At 60.9% G+C, this 15,863-nt stretch carries 14 protein-coding genes; 6 read left to right on the top strand and 8 right to left on the bottom strand.

From position 1 onward, the window contains the following. Positions 1-6 precede the first annotated feature (6 nt). The 4 genes from IQ25_RS14835 to dusB all read right to left on the bottom strand — a co-directional run bounded on the left by IQ25_RS14835 (position 7) and on the right by dusB (position 5,913). Complete coding sequence (locus IQ25_RS14835) at positions 7-2,202, bottom strand: sensor histidine kinase (protein ID WP_246415571.1); 2,196 nt, start codon at positions 2,200-2,202, stop codon at positions 7-9. 110 nt (positions 2,203-2,312) lie between these two features. Beyond that, on the bottom strand, positions 2,313-3,755 hold the full coding sequence (locus IQ25_RS14830) for a sigma-54-dependent transcriptional regulator (RefSeq protein ID WP_144907056.1): 1,443 nt from the start codon (positions 3,753-3,755) through the stop codon (positions 2,313-2,315). Further along, positions 3,752-4,870 (bottom strand): two-component system sensor histidine kinase NtrB, encoded by a 1,119-nt coding sequence (locus IQ25_RS14825; protein WP_144907055.1) that lies wholly within the window; start codon positions 4,868-4,870, stop codon positions 3,752-3,754. The genes IQ25_RS14830 and IQ25_RS14825 overlap by 4 nt, the downstream gene beginning before the upstream one ends. Beyond that, positions 4,867-5,913 (bottom strand): tRNA dihydrouridine synthase DusB, encoded by a 1,047-nt coding sequence (gene dusB, locus IQ25_RS14820; protein ID WP_144907054.1) that lies wholly within the window; start codon positions 5,911-5,913, stop codon positions 4,867-4,869. Before dusB ends, IQ25_RS14825 begins: the two co-directional genes overlap by 4 nt. A gap of 115 nt (positions 5,914-6,028) precedes the next feature. Between dusB and IQ25_RS14815 the strand changes: the two genes are divergently transcribed. Genes IQ25_RS14815 through IQ25_RS14805 form a run of 3 tightly spaced genes read left to right on the top strand, consistent with a single transcriptional unit; the run spans position 6,029 to position 8,277 of the window. After that, complete coding sequence (locus tag IQ25_RS14815) at positions 6,029-7,189, top strand: bifunctional 2-C-methyl-D-erythritol 4-phosphate cytidylyltransferase/2-C-methyl-D-erythritol 2,4-cyclodiphosphate synthase (protein ID WP_144907053.1); 1,161 nt, start codon at positions 6,029-6,031, stop codon at positions 7,187-7,189. A gap of 22 nt (positions 7,190-7,211) precedes the next feature. Continuing rightward, on the top strand, positions 7,212-7,763 hold the full coding sequence (locus IQ25_RS14810) for a hypothetical protein (RefSeq protein ID WP_144907052.1): 552 nt from the start codon (positions 7,212-7,214) through the stop codon (positions 7,761-7,763). 10 nt (positions 7,764-7,773) lie between these two features. Beyond that, a complete protein-coding gene (locus IQ25_RS14805; protein WP_144907051.1) occupies positions 7,774-8,277 on the top strand; it encodes a CinA family protein in 504 nt (167 codons plus the stop codon). On the opposite strand, the gene IQ25_RS14800 is transcribed toward IQ25_RS14805, so the two are convergent. Both IQ25_RS14800 and lipA read right to left on the bottom strand, forming a co-directional pair. Next, complete coding sequence (locus IQ25_RS14800; protein WP_144907050.1) at positions 8,238-8,699, bottom strand: type II toxin-antitoxin system RatA family toxin; 462 nt, start codon at positions 8,697-8,699, stop codon at positions 8,238-8,240. The genes IQ25_RS14805 and IQ25_RS14800 overlap by 40 nt on opposite strands. A gap of 2 nt (positions 8,700-8,701) precedes the next feature. Beyond that, positions 8,702-9,646, bottom strand: coding sequence for a lipoyl synthase (gene lipA / locus IQ25_RS14795; protein WP_144907118.1), 945 nt, complete (start codon positions 9,644-9,646; stop codon positions 8,702-8,704). A 66-nt stretch (positions 9,647-9,712) separates the two neighbouring features. Between lipA and IQ25_RS14790 the strand changes: the two genes are divergently transcribed. Beyond that, positions 9,713-10,363: a carbonic anhydrase gene (locus tag IQ25_RS14790; protein ID WP_144907049.1), complete on the top strand. Its 651-nt coding sequence runs from the start codon at positions 9,713-9,715 to the stop codon at positions 10,361-10,363. Positions 10,364-10,448: 85 nt separating this feature from the next. Here IQ25_RS14790 and IQ25_RS14785 read toward each other — a convergent pair whose 3' ends face one another. Further along, positions 10,449-11,759, bottom strand: a complete 1,311-nt coding sequence (locus IQ25_RS14785) for a tetratricopeptide repeat protein (protein ID WP_144907048.1) — start codon at positions 11,757-11,759, stop codon at positions 10,449-10,451. A 316-nt stretch (positions 11,760-12,075) separates the two neighbouring features. On the opposite strand from IQ25_RS14785, the gene gyrA reads away from it, so the two are divergent. Together gyrA and IQ25_RS14775 are read left to right on the top strand one after the other, a co-directional pair. Continuing rightward, complete coding sequence (gyrA, locus tag IQ25_RS14780; protein WP_144907047.1) at positions 12,076-14,805, top strand: DNA gyrase subunit A; 2,730 nt, start codon at positions 12,076-12,078, stop codon at positions 14,803-14,805. After that, on the top strand, positions 14,802-15,155 hold the full coding sequence (locus IQ25_RS14775) for a DUF952 domain-containing protein (protein WP_144907046.1): 354 nt from the start codon (positions 14,802-14,804) through the stop codon (positions 15,153-15,155). The genes gyrA and IQ25_RS14775 overlap by 4 nt, the downstream gene beginning before the upstream one ends. On the opposite strand, the gene IQ25_RS14770 is transcribed toward IQ25_RS14775, so the two are convergent. Further along, positions 15,133-15,783, bottom strand: coding sequence for a lysoplasmalogenase (locus IQ25_RS14770; RefSeq protein WP_221236650.1), 651 nt, complete (start codon positions 15,781-15,783; stop codon positions 15,133-15,135). The two genes, IQ25_RS14775 and IQ25_RS14770, sit on opposite strands and share 23 nt — an antisense overlap. Positions 15,784-15,863 lie beyond the last annotated feature (80 nt).

Here is a 15,863-nt window from a genome sequence, read left to right as displayed (position 1 = left end):
GTCCTGTCAGTCCTGTTCGACGTGAGAGTCTGAAGTTGAAAGCGGATCGCGGGCGAAGCGCATGGTTACACGAGTGCCACCGCCCGGTTCGGGCGTGAAAGCCATCTCGCCGCCGTGCTCCTCCACGATCTTGTGGACGATGGCGAGGCCAAGCCCTGTACCCTTCTCGCGCGTGGTCATGTAGGGCTCGAGAATGCGGTCTCTCTCGGCAGGCAGGCCGATGCCGTTGTCGGTCACACTGACCGTCACAGTCTCATGATCGCCAGCGAGCGTAACCGCCACGCGACCGCGATAGTCAATCTCTTCACTCTTTGCGCGGCTTTCGATCGCCTCGACCGCGTTCTTGAGAACATTGGTCATGACCTGACCGAATTGGTGCCGGTCGCACTGGAGCGGCATGGAGGTAGCATCGCAGGCAAAGCTGAAATCGATGGTGGTATGCGCCACTTCCTGAAGGAACAGCGACTGGCGGACGAGATCGCTCGCATCCTCGGCACGAAACACCGGCTTGGGCAGGCGCGCGAACGAGGAGAACTCGTCAACCATCTTGCGCAGGTCGCCCACTTGCCGGATGATCGTGCTGGTCAATTCCTCGAACAGTTCGGGATCGTTTTCGATCTGGCGACCATAGCGACGGCGCAGGCGTTCGGTTGCGAGCTGGATCGGGGTGAGTGGATTCTTGATCTCGTGGGCGATGCGGCGGGCCACGTCCGACCATGCCGCCCGGCGCTGGTCTAGCAATTGGCGGGTGATATCCTCGAAGGTGATCACGTGCCCGTTGCTGTCCTGCACCACACGGACGGCCAGGGTACGCAGGTCGCCACGGACCGGATACTGGATGACGTTGGTGGGCTGCCCTGAGGCAACGAGTTGGGCAAGAACCGGCGAGACCTCACCAAGTGGACGGCCAATCGGGCTTGTCGGCCCATCGGCGAGCAATACGCGCTGGGCCGAAGAGTTGATAAGCTGCACCGCGCCATCGCGCCCGATAGATACGATGCCAGCAGTGATTGATTCGAGCACGGCTTCGATGAATGCGCGACGCACTTCAAGTTGGGCATTTGCGGTGACAAGCGCCTGCGTCTGACCTTCGAGTTGCCGTGTCATGCGGTTGAATGCGCGGGCAAGCAGGCCGACTTCATCGGTCCCACTGTTTTGGGCAACCCGCATGGCAAAGTTACCGCTGCCGATGGTCCGCGCTGCCGAGACGAGCTCTGCCAAAGGCGCAACCTGCCGGTCGGCAAAGCGTAGCGCAGCCCACACCGCCACGCCCACAAGTGCAAGGCTGACGCCAAACAGGGCAAGGTTGAAGCGCAATTGCAGCGCCCTCGCCCGTGTCGTCAGCATGTCGTATGCCTTGAGCACGGTCTGCGCGCGCTCCCATTGCTCCAGCGCGAGTGCATTGGAGGTTCGGGCGGCGAAGAGATAGATGCCGCGGTTCTTGTCAATCGGCGTAACCGCCTCGATCCGTTCTGCCGATGCGCGGACGACAACGGCCTCGCCAGCATCGAGCCGCTTGAGGTCGGCGGGGGTGACGCGCTGCTGGCGGTCGGTCTTTTCCGGATCGACGATGGCAGCCGTCCGCAAGGTTCCGTCAGGCGTGCGCTCAAGAATGGCAGACTCGTTGAGCTGGCGGCTCAAGACCTGGAATGAGTAGCCCTCGGCAAACTCGGTTGATGTGATCGGGGCTTGATCGAGATAGTCACGGATATCGCCCGCCATGGTGACGGTCTCGTTGCCGACATCGCGCAGTTTGTCTTCATAATAGCCGCGCGCCAGCTTGTTGGCGTTTTCCAGCATGCCGCGCGAATTGTCCGAAAACCAGAATTCCACGCCTGATTGGAACAGCAGTGAAGCAAAGACCACGACAAGCAACGTCGGAATTGCGGCAATCAGCGAGAACAGCCAGACGAGGCGAACATGAAGCCGCCCGCTCGATCCCAAGACGCTCTTGGCAGCACGCCGGATGGCGAGGCGGCGACCGGCCAGAACCAGAAGCGCCATGGCTGGAACAAGTGTGCCGATAAGCAGGCTGGAGGTAAGTCGCGAAGGAAGGATCTGGCCTTCGGTGCTGGATGCAGTCACCGTCAACCAGCTTACCGCCAGCATGAGGGTCAGGATCGTGGATGCCGCGACTTCGAGCAGAAAGAATACGTTCGCGCGGCGCAGGCTTACCAGAACGCGCCTGTACCAGCGCGGCATTCTGCGGACCGTGACTCTCTCTTCCTGCGGCATAGTTGCACGGTCACAACACCACTGTTGCAAAAATGCAAGAGGAAACCGACTGGCGACGCGCCTTAAACGGCGGGGCGTCAATAACGAGGGGTATAATCTTCTGGTGCAATCCCAAGAACAGACAGTCGCTTGCGCAGCGTATTGCGATTGATGCCGAGGATCTGCGCGGCGCGAAGCTGGTTTCCACCCGTCTGCGCAAGGATCGAGATGAACAGAGGGCGTTCAAATGCTGCAAGCGCAGCGTCGTAGACTTCGCCCTGCGCGGGTGCGTTGGTGGATAGCCAGTGCCCGACCGCATTGGCCATGTCGCTCGGGCCTGCAAGCTCGGTTGCCTCTGGCGTCAGGCGCGATTGCGCACCACTTTCCGTGTGCACCAGAAGCGGTTCGATGGAGGCCGCATCTATGACTTCCTCGCGAGCGAGCAATGCCAGGCGATAGATGAAGTTGCGCAATTCACGCACGTTCCCGCGCCAAGGCTGTTGCGCAAGCAGGTCTGCCCCTGCCTGCGTCAACTGCCTGCGAGGCAGGCCCTCGGCGGCCGCGCTAGCGAGAAAGTGGCGTGAAAGGGCTTCAATGTCGTCCGCGCGCTCACGCAAAGGCGGCAGTTCGATCGGCACCACGGCAAGTCGATAGTAGAGGTCTTCACGAAACGTGCCGTTGGCAATCATCGGCAGAAGGTCGCGGTTTGTTGCCGCCACGATGCGACAATCGAGCGTGATTTCATCGCGCCCACCAACACGGCGGATGCGGCCTGATTGCAACGCTCGCAGCAGGCGCGTCTGCGCCTGCATCGGCATGTCGCCAATCTCATCCAGGAACAATGTTCCGCCGCTTGCCTGTTCGAACTTGCCGATCGAGCGGACGACGGCGCCGGTAAATGCACCACGCTCGTGGCCGAACAGTTCACTCTCGATCAATTCGGCGGGAATTGCAGCTGTGTTGACGGCCACGAATGGCCCTGCCCTGCGATTGCCCAGTTGGTGGATCGCTTCTGCCACCAATTCCTTGCCGGTGCCGGATTCACCCAAGATCAGGACAGTCAGATCATTGCGCAGAACGCGCGTGATCATGCGATAGACCGCCTGCATGGCTGCACTTCGGCCGACTAATGGCAGGCCCTGCGTGACGTCCTGCGGTACGTCGATCTCAGCAGCTTCCGCCTTCCCGATAGCCTGCGTCACGGTGCGGACAAGTTCTTCGAGATCGAACGGCTTGGGAAAATACTCGAACGCACCGGTCTCGCTTGCGCGCACTGCGGTGTCTAGCGTGTTCTGTGCCGAAAGAATGATGATCGGCATCGACGGATGGGCGTCCCGTACGGGGCCCAGTGACTCGATCCCGTCGCCGTCGGTCAACATCACATCGGTCAACAAAAGGCGATAGTCGTTCTGAGCAAGGAAGCGGTCACGGCCAGCCACGGAATCGCAGCGGTCAATGGCAAAGCCTTCAGCCTCGAGAGCGGCGGTGATCACCAAGGCAATCGATGCGTCATCTTCGACAAGCAGGACGCGCTTGGTCATCGCGGCACCGATCCGGCTACGGGGAGATGGATGCGGAAGTGGGTGAGGCCCTTGGCTTCATCGCGGTCATGCGTGATGCGGCCATTCATCTCGCGCACCAGTTTCTGTACGAGCGCGAGACCAAGCCCCTGCCCGCTTTTCTTGCCCGTGACGAAGGGTTCGAAGATGTGATCGCGAAGGGTCGGATCGATGCCAGGGCCATTGTCTGAGACACGCAGTTCAATCGGAAGGCGCAGTGGTTTGCCGCCAGGGCCAGCGTGAAGTTGGATGCCGCTGGCAAAGCGGGTGCGGACGGCGATGCCGGGATTGGCCTGATTCTGGCAGGCCTCGCGCGCATTGCTCAAAAGATTCAGCAGGACTTGCACGAGCGAATCCGGGTTGGCCATGATCGGTGGGAGCGAGGGATCAAACTCTTCCTCGATGGCAACGTCGGATGGATGCCCGGCAGCAAGCACGGCCTGCGCTCGCCTGACTGCCTCATGCAGATTGCAAGGCTGGACCGGCTCGGCACTGCGGCGGGAAAGCGACTGCATCTGGTCGATCAACTTTGCAATGCGATCAACTTCCGCCGTGATCAGGCCAGTCATCGCCCGGTCGTGCTCATTGAGCTTGCGGTCGAGCAATTGGGCGGCGCCACGTATCCCGGCGAGCGGATTCTTGATTTCGTGGGCCAGAACTTCAGGCGCGCGCAGGGCAACGCCCTCCCCACCCCCGGCTCCGTGCCCGTCTCCCGAGAGCGCCTCCACCCCGACGCCTTCGTGAAGCATCAGCAATTGCCAGCCTGGGCAGTGGGTCACCGGGCTGGTCATCACATCGAAACGGCGGGATAGTTGCCCCATGATCCGAACGCCAACCCCGCGCGCAAACAGGTGCGCTTCGCCATCGGCAAGCCGCCCCAGGATTAGAGGTTCCTCAAACTCGAACAGCTCTGCCACGGACTTGCCGATCAGCCGCCGGTAGCTCTGCCCCATGAGTTGCTCGGCCGCGGGATTGACCGAAGCGACGATCAGGTCCGGATCGAGCTGAAGAAGTGCAAGCGGCAGGCTGGCCACGACACGCTTGGGATCGGGCTTTTGCCCGGGTTCCGTCCGCCGCCAGTCCGGAAGAGCGATCATGCCGCCTCGCGCTGACCCGTCACTGCGGTTGCAAGCTGGTGCTCGATTGCGCGGCCATAGAAATCGGCGAGGTTGGCAAGGACCACCTTGGGGTCGTCGATGAAGTTCACCTTGTTCCGGAAATCAGCCGATCCGTGGAGACCCTTGGTGTACCAACCGATGTGCTTGCGGGCCATGTTGACCCCCGTCACAGTCCCGTAGTGTTCCTGCATTGCCTCGTAGTGTTCCACGATCAGCGCGTACTGTTCGGGTAGAGTTGGATCTTCCCTACGTTCACCGGAGTGAAGCCAATGCATGATCTGGCCGAGCAGCCACGGGCGGCCGTAAGAGCCGCGCCCGACCATCACGCCGTCGGCTCCACTCTGTTCGATGGCAGTAGCAACGTCCTCGATTCCACAGATGTCGCCGTTGACGATAACCGGGATCGTGACCGATTCCTTTACCCGGCGCACGAAGCCCCAGTCGGCATTGCCCTTGTACATTTGATTGCGGGTGCGACCGTGGACAGTAATCATCTTTGCGCCAATGTCTTCGGCAATGCGCGCGAGCTCCGGGGCGTTGAGGCTGTCATGGCACCAGCCCATGCGCATCTTGACTGTGACGGGCACCTTGACCGCCTTGACCGTCGCCTCGATCAGCCGGGTGGCCAAGGGAATGTCGCGCATGAGCGCGGAGCCGGCGTCGCCATTCACCACCTTCCGCACCGGGCAGCCCATGTTGATGTCGATGATTGCAGCGCCTTGCTGTTCGACAAGCTTGGCAGCCTCTGCCATCTGCGCCGGATCGCAGCCAACCAGCTGCATTGAAACCGGTTCCTCCATAGGATGCCACGCAGCTTTCTGGATCGACTGCCGTGTCTCGCGAATGGCCGCCGGGCTGGCAATCATTTCGGTAACGTTTAGGCCCGAGCCGAACCGGCGGACGATCGTGCGGAATGGAAGGTCCGATACGCCCGTCATTGGCGCGAGCACGACTGGGCAATCAACCTGAACGGAGCCAACCTGAATGGGCTTCAGCACGGGCGGAGCGGGAACATCGAACATCGGGGATCAATCTGCCTAAAAAACAGGCAGCGCTTAGTCGATCGCAATTGAAACGGCAAGCCGATTGGTCTGCGCAGTTGCCCCCTCCCCTACGACGCTGGTAGAGGCCCGGCGGATGACCGATGCCCTTTCTCTTTCCTCACGATCGACTGCAGCCGTTGTCGTTGCCGCTGGCAAGGGGCTGCGGACGGGCGGAATGGTGCCGAAACAGTTTGTTGAGTGGCGGGGAAAGCCGCTCGTGCGCCACTCGGTCGAAGCTCTGGTCGAAGCCGGAATCCGCCCCATCATGGTTGCGATTCCAGAGGGATGGGAAGAGGTTGCGGCGACTTCGCTGGGCGGGCTGGCGGATGTTCGTTTTGTCCTCGGTGGTGAAACCAGGCAGGCATCCGTGCGCGTGGCGCTCGAAGCCCTGGAACCTGACGCTCCATCGCAAGTCCTGATCCACGACGCCGCCCGGCCCTTACTCTCTCAAGCGGTCATCGGCGGACTGATAGAAGCGTTGCAGCGTGGGGTTGCGACCATTCCGGTGCTCCCGGTTGTCGATAGCATGATCCGTGGAGAACGTGGGGCAATGGCCGGAAAGGTCGAACGCGAAGAGTTGTATCGTGTCCAGACCCCACAGGCTTTTGATTATTCGACTATCCTGGATGCACACCGTTCCTGGCAGGGCGAGCCCGATGCAGGTGATGACGCGCAGGTGGCGGTTGCCGCGGGACATGAAGTCCTGCTGGCAACGGGTGACGAAGCTTTACGCAAGGTCACGTTTGCCGCCGATCTCGAGGAGCAGGGCATGATACGGGCTACTCGCACCGGCATTGGGTTTGACGTTCACCGGCTTGTCGAGGGAGAGGAGTTGTGGCTCTGCGGGGTGAAAGTGCCGCATGGCAAAGGTCTTTCGGGGCATTCCGACGCGGATGTTGCGATCCACGCGCTGGTCGATGCACTGCTGGGTGCTGTCGCGCTTGGTGACATCGGCGACCATTTCCCGCCATCAGATCCGCAGTGGAAGGGGGCTTCGTCAGACCGCTTCTTGGCGCATGCGGCGCATCTTGCCCGCGATGCCGGCTATGACATTGGCAATGTGGATGTCACGATCATCTGCGAGGCACCGAAGATCGGACCGCATAAGACTGCCATGCGCAAAGCGCTTGCACGGATTCTCGGGATTGACTTGGACGCTGTCTCGGTCAAGGCGACCACCACGGAGCGTCTGGGCCTGACTGGCCGAGGCGAAGGTATCGCCGCACAGGCCGTTGCAACAGTTGTTGCACGCTGATCACCGCAGGAGCAGACGAATCATGATGTCAAATCGTAGAGCCGCTGCAGCAATTGCCGCCTTGGCTATGGCTCAGGGACAGGTCGCGAATGCCGCGACTGAATCTGCACCGTGCCTGAGCGAAGGCGAAGTGACCGCCCTTGTCGGCTATGCCCTGCCCTCGGTGATCGACGGCACCATCAAGAGCTGCAAGCCACATCTTTCAGCGAACGGATACTTCGCGACGCGCGGCAACGAATTCCTGAACCGCTATGCTGCGCGCAAGGACGATAACTGGCCCATGGCCAAAACGGCGTTCCTCAAGCTTGGCGGGAGCAAGGACCCGAAGATGGCCGATATGATGAAGAACCTGCCCGACAACGCGGTACAGCCTTTCGTCGAGGCGATGGTTAGCGAACTGGTGAGCGGCGAGATCAAGCCCCAGCAGTGCACTGCGATCGAGCGCGGAGTACGCCTGCTTTCTCCGCTGCCGCCGGAGAACACGGCTGAACTCGTTACATTCGTTCTCGTGCTGGCAGACAAGCCGAAGCCCGGCAAAGCATCGTCTTTCCCCATCTGCAAAACGGCGGCCTGAGACCATGCCAATGGACAGCCTGCTTCCCGTCGAAATCGGTGCTCTCGCGCGCCGGGTTGTCGAAGAGAATTCCGCAATCGGACGCAAGGTAGCTGTAGCCGAGAGTTGCACCGGCGGGCTTGTCGCTGCCGCCTTGACGGAAGTACCGGGCAGTTCAGCCGTACTTGACCGTGGTTTCGTAACCTATTCGAACGAGGCGAAAAACCAGCTTCTCGGTGTTTCGGAAGATCTGATCGACACCTTCGGCGCAGTCTCGATCGCCGTTGCCTGGTCCATGGCGCAGGGCGCGCTGAAGAAGTCAGGCGCAGATGTCGCCGTGGCCATTACCGGCGTCGCCGGACCCGATGGTGGCTCTGATCAAAAGCCAGTTGGCACGGTCGTGTTCGCCTGCGCCAAGCGTGGCGAGGACCCCGAGGCGACCAATGCCGAATTGAAGAGCTTCGATCCTGAGAGCACGCGCGCCGAAGTGCGCTTTCAGGCGACGCTTACAGCGCTGGAACTGTTGCTGCCGTAAAGCTGTTCTGCACGCTTCTCGAACGCGGCGACCATCTTGCGGAATGCCGCGTCGAGATACTGACCTGCAAGCTTCTCAAAGATCGCGCTTCGGAACGTGAAGTCGACGCAGAACTCAATCGTGCAGCCGCCTTCGGGATTGCTGCGGAAAGTCCAGTCGTTCTCGAGGCGCTTCAACGGACCTTCGATGTATTCGACCTTGATCGAACGAGGCCGCTCCTTGAGCACGCGAGAGGTAAACTTTTCGCGCAAAGCGCTGAAGCCCACAAGCATGTCGGCAATCATTTCACGTTCGCTGTCAGACTTGATCCGCGTAGCAACGACCCAAGGCAGGAATTCTGCGTACCGGCGCACGTCTGCAACGAGGTCGAACATCTGTTCGGCCGACCACTGCAGGGTGCGGGTTTCGGTTATGCGGGGCAAGCTCAGGCCTGTGCTTCGGCTTTCTGGGCGAGCTTGGAGAGTTGCTCGTCGCGCGCTGCGCGCATCTGCCGAAAATCATCGCCAGCGTGATAGCTCGACCGGGTCAGCGGGCTGGCTGCGACCTGCAAGAATCCCTTCGCGCGAGCAATCGAGCCATAAGCCTCGAACGCCTTTGGCGTCACGAAGTCGATCACCTTGGCATGTTTCGGGGTAGGCTGGAGATACTGACCCATGGTCAGGAAGTCGATCTGTGCCGAACGCATATCGTCCATCACCTGATGTACTTCGAGTCGCTCCTCGCCAAGGCCGAGCATGATACCTGACTTTGTGAAGATGCGTGGATCGTGGCGCTTTACCTGTTCGAGCAAGCGCAGTGAGGCGTAGTACCGCGCACCAGGACGGATGGTTGGGTAAAGGCGCGGCACCGTTTCAAGGTTGTGATTGTAGACGTCGGGCCCCGCGTCGACGATCGATTCAACAGCAGCTTCCATCTTGTTGCGGAAGTCCGGAGTCAGAATTTCGATCGTGGTATTGGGCGTGAGATCGCGCAGGGCCTTGATCACCTTGACGAAATGACCCGCCCCGCCATCGGGCAGATCGTCACGATCGACCGATGTGATGACGATGTGTTCGAGCCCCATCTTGGCCGCAGCGGTCGCCACATTGAGTGGCTCCATAGGGTCCACGGCGCGAGGCATGCCGGTCTTGACGTTGCAGAACGCACAAGCACGCGTGCAGACATCGCCAAGAATCATCACGGTGGCGTGCTTCTTGGTCCAGCATTCGCCGATGTTCGGGCAGGCTGCTTCTTCGCACACGGTGTTAAGGCCAAGCTCACGCATTAGGGCGCGAGTTTCGCCATAACCTTTACTGGTTGGCGCTTTTACGCGGATCCAGTCAGGCTTGCGTTGGCGTTCAGGGCGAAGGTTCTGGGCCGGCTCGTTCATGGCGACCAGATAAGCCGTTACGCCACCACTTGAAAGACCCAATCTATACCGCCATTAGCCGCAGTCATGACCCAGCCTTCACCCGAACTCGACCGCCTGCTCGCAGGTTACCGCCGTTTCCGCGAACATGGCTGGACGCCGAAGCTGGAACGCTGGCGCGAACTTCGCGAAGGTCAGGAGCCGCAGGTGATGATCATCGCCTGTTCCGACAGCCGGGTGGATCCCGCCCAGATCTTCGATGTCGACCCCGGCGAAATCTTCGTCGTGCGCAACGTGGCTGCCATGGTCCCGCCGTTCGAAACCACTCCTGGCCACCACGGCGTCTCGGCGGCGCTCGAGTTCGCAGTACAGGTGCTCAAGGTCAAGGAAGTCGTGGTCATGGGGCATGGGATGTGCGGTGGCTGCAAGGCGGCGCTGACACAGAGCCTCAAAGGGACCGAGCCGGGCGAAGGCGGTTTCGTCGCCGACTGGATCGCGTTGCTCGATGACGTTCGCGAAGAAGTCGTGGCGAATTACGGCACCGAAGGTCGCGGGGCGGAGCGCGCGATGGAGCAGGCGGGAGTCCGTGCCAGTATCACCAACCTGCGCACGTTCCCCTGCATTCGTCGCAAGGAAGCCAGTGGCGAACTGCGGTTGAGAGGTGCGTTCTTCGCAATCTCGGACGGCATCCTTCACGTCCTGGATGAAGCTAGCGGAGAGTTCTCGCCAGCGAGCTGATCAATAGAAGAACTGTAGCAGGAAATGAAAAAGGGCGACCCTTTCGGGCCGCCCTTTCGTTGTTCAGTTTACTCGCCCGCGGCGATCATTGGGCCTGGGTGTTCGCGTAGGCGAGCCACAGACGGCCAAGGGCTGCGCGAGCGCCTCCGACCTGGGCGAATGTCGCCTTGGCATCAGTGAACTTGTCCTGATCGAGTTGGGCGATGCCCAGCCGGGTCAGGGCGCGATCCTTGTCGATGCCGCCCTTCTCGATCGCCATCTTGTAGAACTCCTCGGCCTTTGCGGCTTCGTCGTACGAAAGGTAGGCATCAGCCATGGCCATCGGGCTCTTGCCGTCCTTGGCGGCGCGAGCTTCCTTGTCGAGCGCAGGGAGCGAAGCCTTGTCGGGCGCGATGCGTCCCTTGGCTTGGCTCATTGCGTCGGATACGAAAGGATCGCTTGCCTTCAGGATACCGGCCTGCACGCCCATATTCGCAACCTTGAGCACTTCGCCCGGCAGACGGCGAGGGTCAGCTGCCTCGATGTACTCGACGTATTCGCGCTCGACGTACTTCGGATCATTCTGGAAACCGCCCGAACGCAGAAGCAGTCGGCCGAGATCCAGCGATTCCTGGTTGGTGAACTGGCTGAACTCGCGGACGAGCTGACCGGCACCGAGCCAGTTGAGCGGCGTCGGGTCGTTCTCGACCATCAGGGTCGACCATTCGATCGCTTGCGGCCCGAGCTTGTTCTTGTAGGCAATCAGGTTTGCACGCTTGAACCAGCCTTCAGGTACCGGCTGCGCTGCGGCCTTGCGCGCTGCAACTGCCATTTTCAGCGCTTCGAGAGCCTGCGGGTTCTGGCCCTGCTGCGCATAGGAGTCCGCAAGGAGCTCTGCCGCCGTGTCATCCTTGTAGTTTGCCTGAACAACTGACGTCAGCGCCTTTACAGCGGTTGCGAAATCTTTGTTCGAGTATGCGAAGTTACCGAGATAGAACTGGTATTCGGTAACGTTTGCTGCAGGTACCTGACCGCTGTCGAGCATGTTCTGAATGCCGCGCTGGCGCATCGCAACGTCATTGAGAACGCCGCCGATGCTCACTGCCCAGCCCCCGGCTGCCATGCGGTCGAGCGGGGTCTTCACTGCGGCTTCGGCTGCTGCAAGTTCAGCCGGAGCATTGGCCAGAAGAGCCTTCTGTGCACCGGCATCCGCGCCCTTTTTCTTGGCTTCATCCAATGCAGTGACAGTCTTTTGAATTGGTCCTGCTGCGGTCACGAATTCCTTGGAGTAGCTGGCCTTCTCAGCCTTGGGTTCCTTGTCCTTGGCGAAAGCCGCGGTCGACGTGACCGACAGTGCGCCGGCCGAAAGCGCGAGGGCCATGGCCGTCTTGCCAATCAGTCCGAAAGTAGCACGCATAGAAATCGTCTCCTGTTCGACCGGATGCGTCCGCGGGAGCGACCCTGCCCCGACACCTTCGCACCCCGGTGTCCTCTCACCTCTGGTCGATCCCGCTAGTGGCGCGGAATTTGGCCCTTGGCAACGGTTTGTGCGCTACCCTTTTCACGGTGAACCGCGATTGAATGGCACCTCGTCCCAATATTCATGCACTTGGTCGCAGGTGTGGAAAACCATAGACGTTTCCGGGCGATCGAGCCCCTCTTGCTGGCTATCGCACGGCAATTGTCCTAGGGCCGTTATCCACCCTTTGTCTCTATAACGAAAAGCAGTTCCCGTGAGCGACGACACCACGATCATCGACCCCCCTGCCCCCTCGCCCGAAGGTGAGTTCCAGCGGATCGACATCGTCGACGAGATGAAGACCAGCTACCTCGATTACGCGATGAGCGTGATCGTCAGCCGCGCGCTACCCGATGTGCGTGATGGCCTGAAGCCGGTCCACCGTCGCATCCTGTGGACCAGCCACGAGAACGGGTTCGTCTCCACCAAAGCCTATCGCAAGTCCGCGCGTATCGTTGGCGACTGCATGGGCAAGTACCACCCGCATGGCGACAGTGCGATCTATGATGCACTGGCGCGGATGACGCAGGACTGGTCGATGCGGCTTCCGCTCATCGACGGCCAAGGCAACTTCGGCTCGATGGACCCCGATCCGCCGGCGTCGATGCGCTACACCGAAGCGCGTCTTGCCAAGGTCGCAGATTCGCTGCTGGCCGACATCGAGAAGGACACGGTCGACTTCATTCCGAACTACGATGGTTCGGAGCATGAACCGCAGGTCCTCCCGGCACGCTTCCCGAACCTGCTGGTCAATGGCGCGGGCGGCATTGCCGTCGGCATGGCGACGAACATTCCGCCGCACAATCTTGGCGAGGTGATCGACGCCTGCCTCGCTTACATTGAAAACCCGCTGATCACGATCGATGAGCTGATCCAGATCGTTCCGGGACCTGACTTCCCGACGGCACCGCTGATCCTTGGCCTTTCCGGCGCGCGCAAGGCCTATCATGAAGGCCGCGGCTCGATCATCATGCGAGCACGGCACCAGATCGAGGAAACGCGGGGCGATCGCCGCTCGATCGTGCTGACCAGCATTCCCTATCAGGTGGGCAAGTCTGGTCTTGTCGAGAAGATTGCCGAAGCCGCCAAGGACAAGCGGATCGAAGGCATTTCGGATATCCGCGATGAATCGAACCGCGAAGGCGTACGCGTAGTCATCGATCTCAAGCGCGATGCGACGCCCGAAGTGGTCTTGAACCAGATCTGGCGCAACACGCCTGCGCAATCTAGCTTCCCGGCAAATATGCTGGCAATCCGCGGCGGTCGCCCGGAGGTCCTGAACCTCAAGGACATCATCGAGGCCTTTGTCCGCTTCCGCGAGGAAGTGATCACCCGCCGCACCAAGTTCGAACTCAACAAGGCGCGCGATCGGGCCCATATCTTGCTGGGCCTGGTCATCGCGGTGACCAATCTCGACGAAGTCGTGCGCATCATCCGTGGCTCTTCGAACCCGTCCATCGCCCGTGAAGCGCTGCTTTCGCGCGAATGGCCGATGGGCGAGATTGCGCCGTACATCAGGCTGGTCGAGGCTATCGAGGACATGGGTTCGGTTGATTCCGCAACCTATCGCCTTTCCGAAGTGCAAGTGCGCGCCATCCTCGACCTGCGCCTGCATCGCCTCACTGCGCTCGGCCGTGACGAGATTGGCGAGGAACTCGAAGGCCTGGCTCGCACGATTGCAGAGCTGCTTGAGATTCTGTCTGACCGCGTGAAGCTTTACGGCGTGATGCGCGACGAACTGGTTGCGGTTCGTCAGGCCTTTGCAACGCCACGACTATCGGAGATCGCGCCTGCTGCTGATGGCATCGAGGACGAGGACCTGATCGAGCGCGAGGACATGGTCGTGACCATCACCCTCGACGGCTACATCAAGCGCACCCCGCTCTCGACATTCCGCGCGCAAAACCGTGGCGGCAAGGGCCGCTCGGGCATGGCGACGAAGGACGAGGATGCCGTGGCGACGATGTTCGTCACCAGCACCCACACGCCGGTCCTGTTCTTCTCGACCGCAGGCAAGGTCTATCGCCTCAAGGTCTGGCGCCTTCCCGAAGGTGGGCCGACCACGCGCGGGCGACCTGTCATCAACATGTTGCCGGCATTGGATCAGGGCGAGACAATCGCCACTGTCCTGCCGTTGCCGGAAGACGAAGCCGAGTGGGGCAAGCTCTCGGTGGTTTTCGCTACGGCAAAGGGCAATGTCCGCCGCAACTCGATGGACGCCTTCGCCAACATCCCGTCGAACGGCAAGTTCGCGATGAAGTTCGAAGAGGACAGCGATGATCGCCTGATCGGTGTCGCGTTGCTCGAAGCTAGCGACGACGTTCTGCTGGCGACCCGCTCGGGTAAAGCCATCCGCTTCGCCGGTGATGAAGTCCGAGAATTCACAAGCCGCACTTCCACCGGTGTGCGCGGCATGACGCTCAAGGGTGACGACGAGGTCATCTCGCTCTCGATCCTCCACCGCGTCGGCGCCAGTCCGGAGGAACGAGAGGATTATCTCCGCTTCGCCCCCTGGAAGGGTGAGAAGGAAGGCGAGCCCACGACACCAGCCGAGCGCATGGCAGAACTTGCCTCGCGCGAGCAGTTCATCCTCACGGTTTGTGCCAATGGCTACGGCAAGCTCTCCTCAGCCTATGAATACCGTCGCACCGGTCGTGGCGGACAGGGCATTACGAATATCGACAACATCGCCCGCAACGGGCCGGTTGTGGCGAGCTTCCCTGCAACGCAGGCTGACCAGCTCATGCTTGTCACCGATCAGGCCAAACTCATCCGTCTGCCCTTGACGACACTGCGCGTGATCGGTCGTGGCTCGGCAGGTGTCCGATTGTTCAACGTTTCCGGCGACGAGCACGTGGTCAGCGCCGTGCGCCTTGCGGATGAAGAGGGTTCCGAGGACGGTGCGGTCGATACTGCTGAAGGCGAAGACACCGTCAACGAATGAGCGATTTTCCGCTCATTGCCTACAAGGTGCTGACCGCGCCGCAGATGGCGCAGTTGGAAACCAATGGGGTGTTCAAGGGCGCGCCGATCGATCTTGCGGATGGCTACATTCACCTTTCGACCGAAGCGCAACTGACCGAGACTGTCGACAAGCACTTCGCCGGACAGACTGATCTGCACGTCGTGGCAGTCGATCTCGCCGTGCTTGGTGATGCGGTGAAATGGGAGCCATCGCGTGGCGGTCAGCTGTTCCCGCACATCTACGCAGACTTGCCTTTGAATGCCGCCGTGGCTTACGGTCCGCTGGGGCGTGGCACGGATGGACGTGTCAAGTTGCCGGCGGCGAGTTGAACTCTCCTCTAGCACTGAGTGTCGAGATGACGCCGGTGCAGATCAGGAACTGCCCGAAGTAATACAGCGGCCAGATCAGCAAACCCGGTAACGGTTTGCCAGCCAATGGCCCCATGCGAGCGAAAATCAGCAGGTCCGAAGCGACAAACATCATCGCGCCGAGACCGATGCGGTAGCGTGGAAAACTGCTGAGCCATGCCGATGCGGCCATGCCGGACAGGCTCAGCGCATAAACCATAACTTGAGCTTGACCTGTCAGCTCGAGCGAGATGAGTGGAACAGCCAGCAACGTTACGATTGCCGCAACGTTCTGGCTTGTGTTCGGACGGTCCCTACGAAAGCGCAGATAAAGCGAGATCGCAGCCAGATGTCCTAGCAGGAAGGCCACCGCTCCCAAGGTGAAGTTCAGTTCCAGGACTACATCGCCAATCGCGCCCAGCGCCATAACCAGCGCGATCTGGTGTGCATTGCGCGAAGGGTGATGTGCCCAGGCATAAGCTGCAAGCAAGGCAACGCCCGTGCCTTTCCAGAGGATCAGCCAGAGCCCTGGGACCTGGCCTTTCGACGCAAGCCAGTAGCTAGTTCCCGCGACAAGGCTCGCCACAAGCCAAGGCCGCTTCTCGATCAACCCGCGGTCTGACACTAGTCCCCATCCCTCCTGTACTGCAGCCGGTCTTGCCGCAGCGGCGCGGCAATGCCAAGGGCTGC

The organism is Novosphingobium taihuense (assembly GCF_007830315.1).
Lineage (GTDB): Bacteria > Pseudomonadota > Alphaproteobacteria > Sphingomonadales > Sphingomonadaceae > Novosphingobium > Novosphingobium taihuense.
This window is presented reverse-complemented; position numbering and strand designations above follow the sequence as displayed.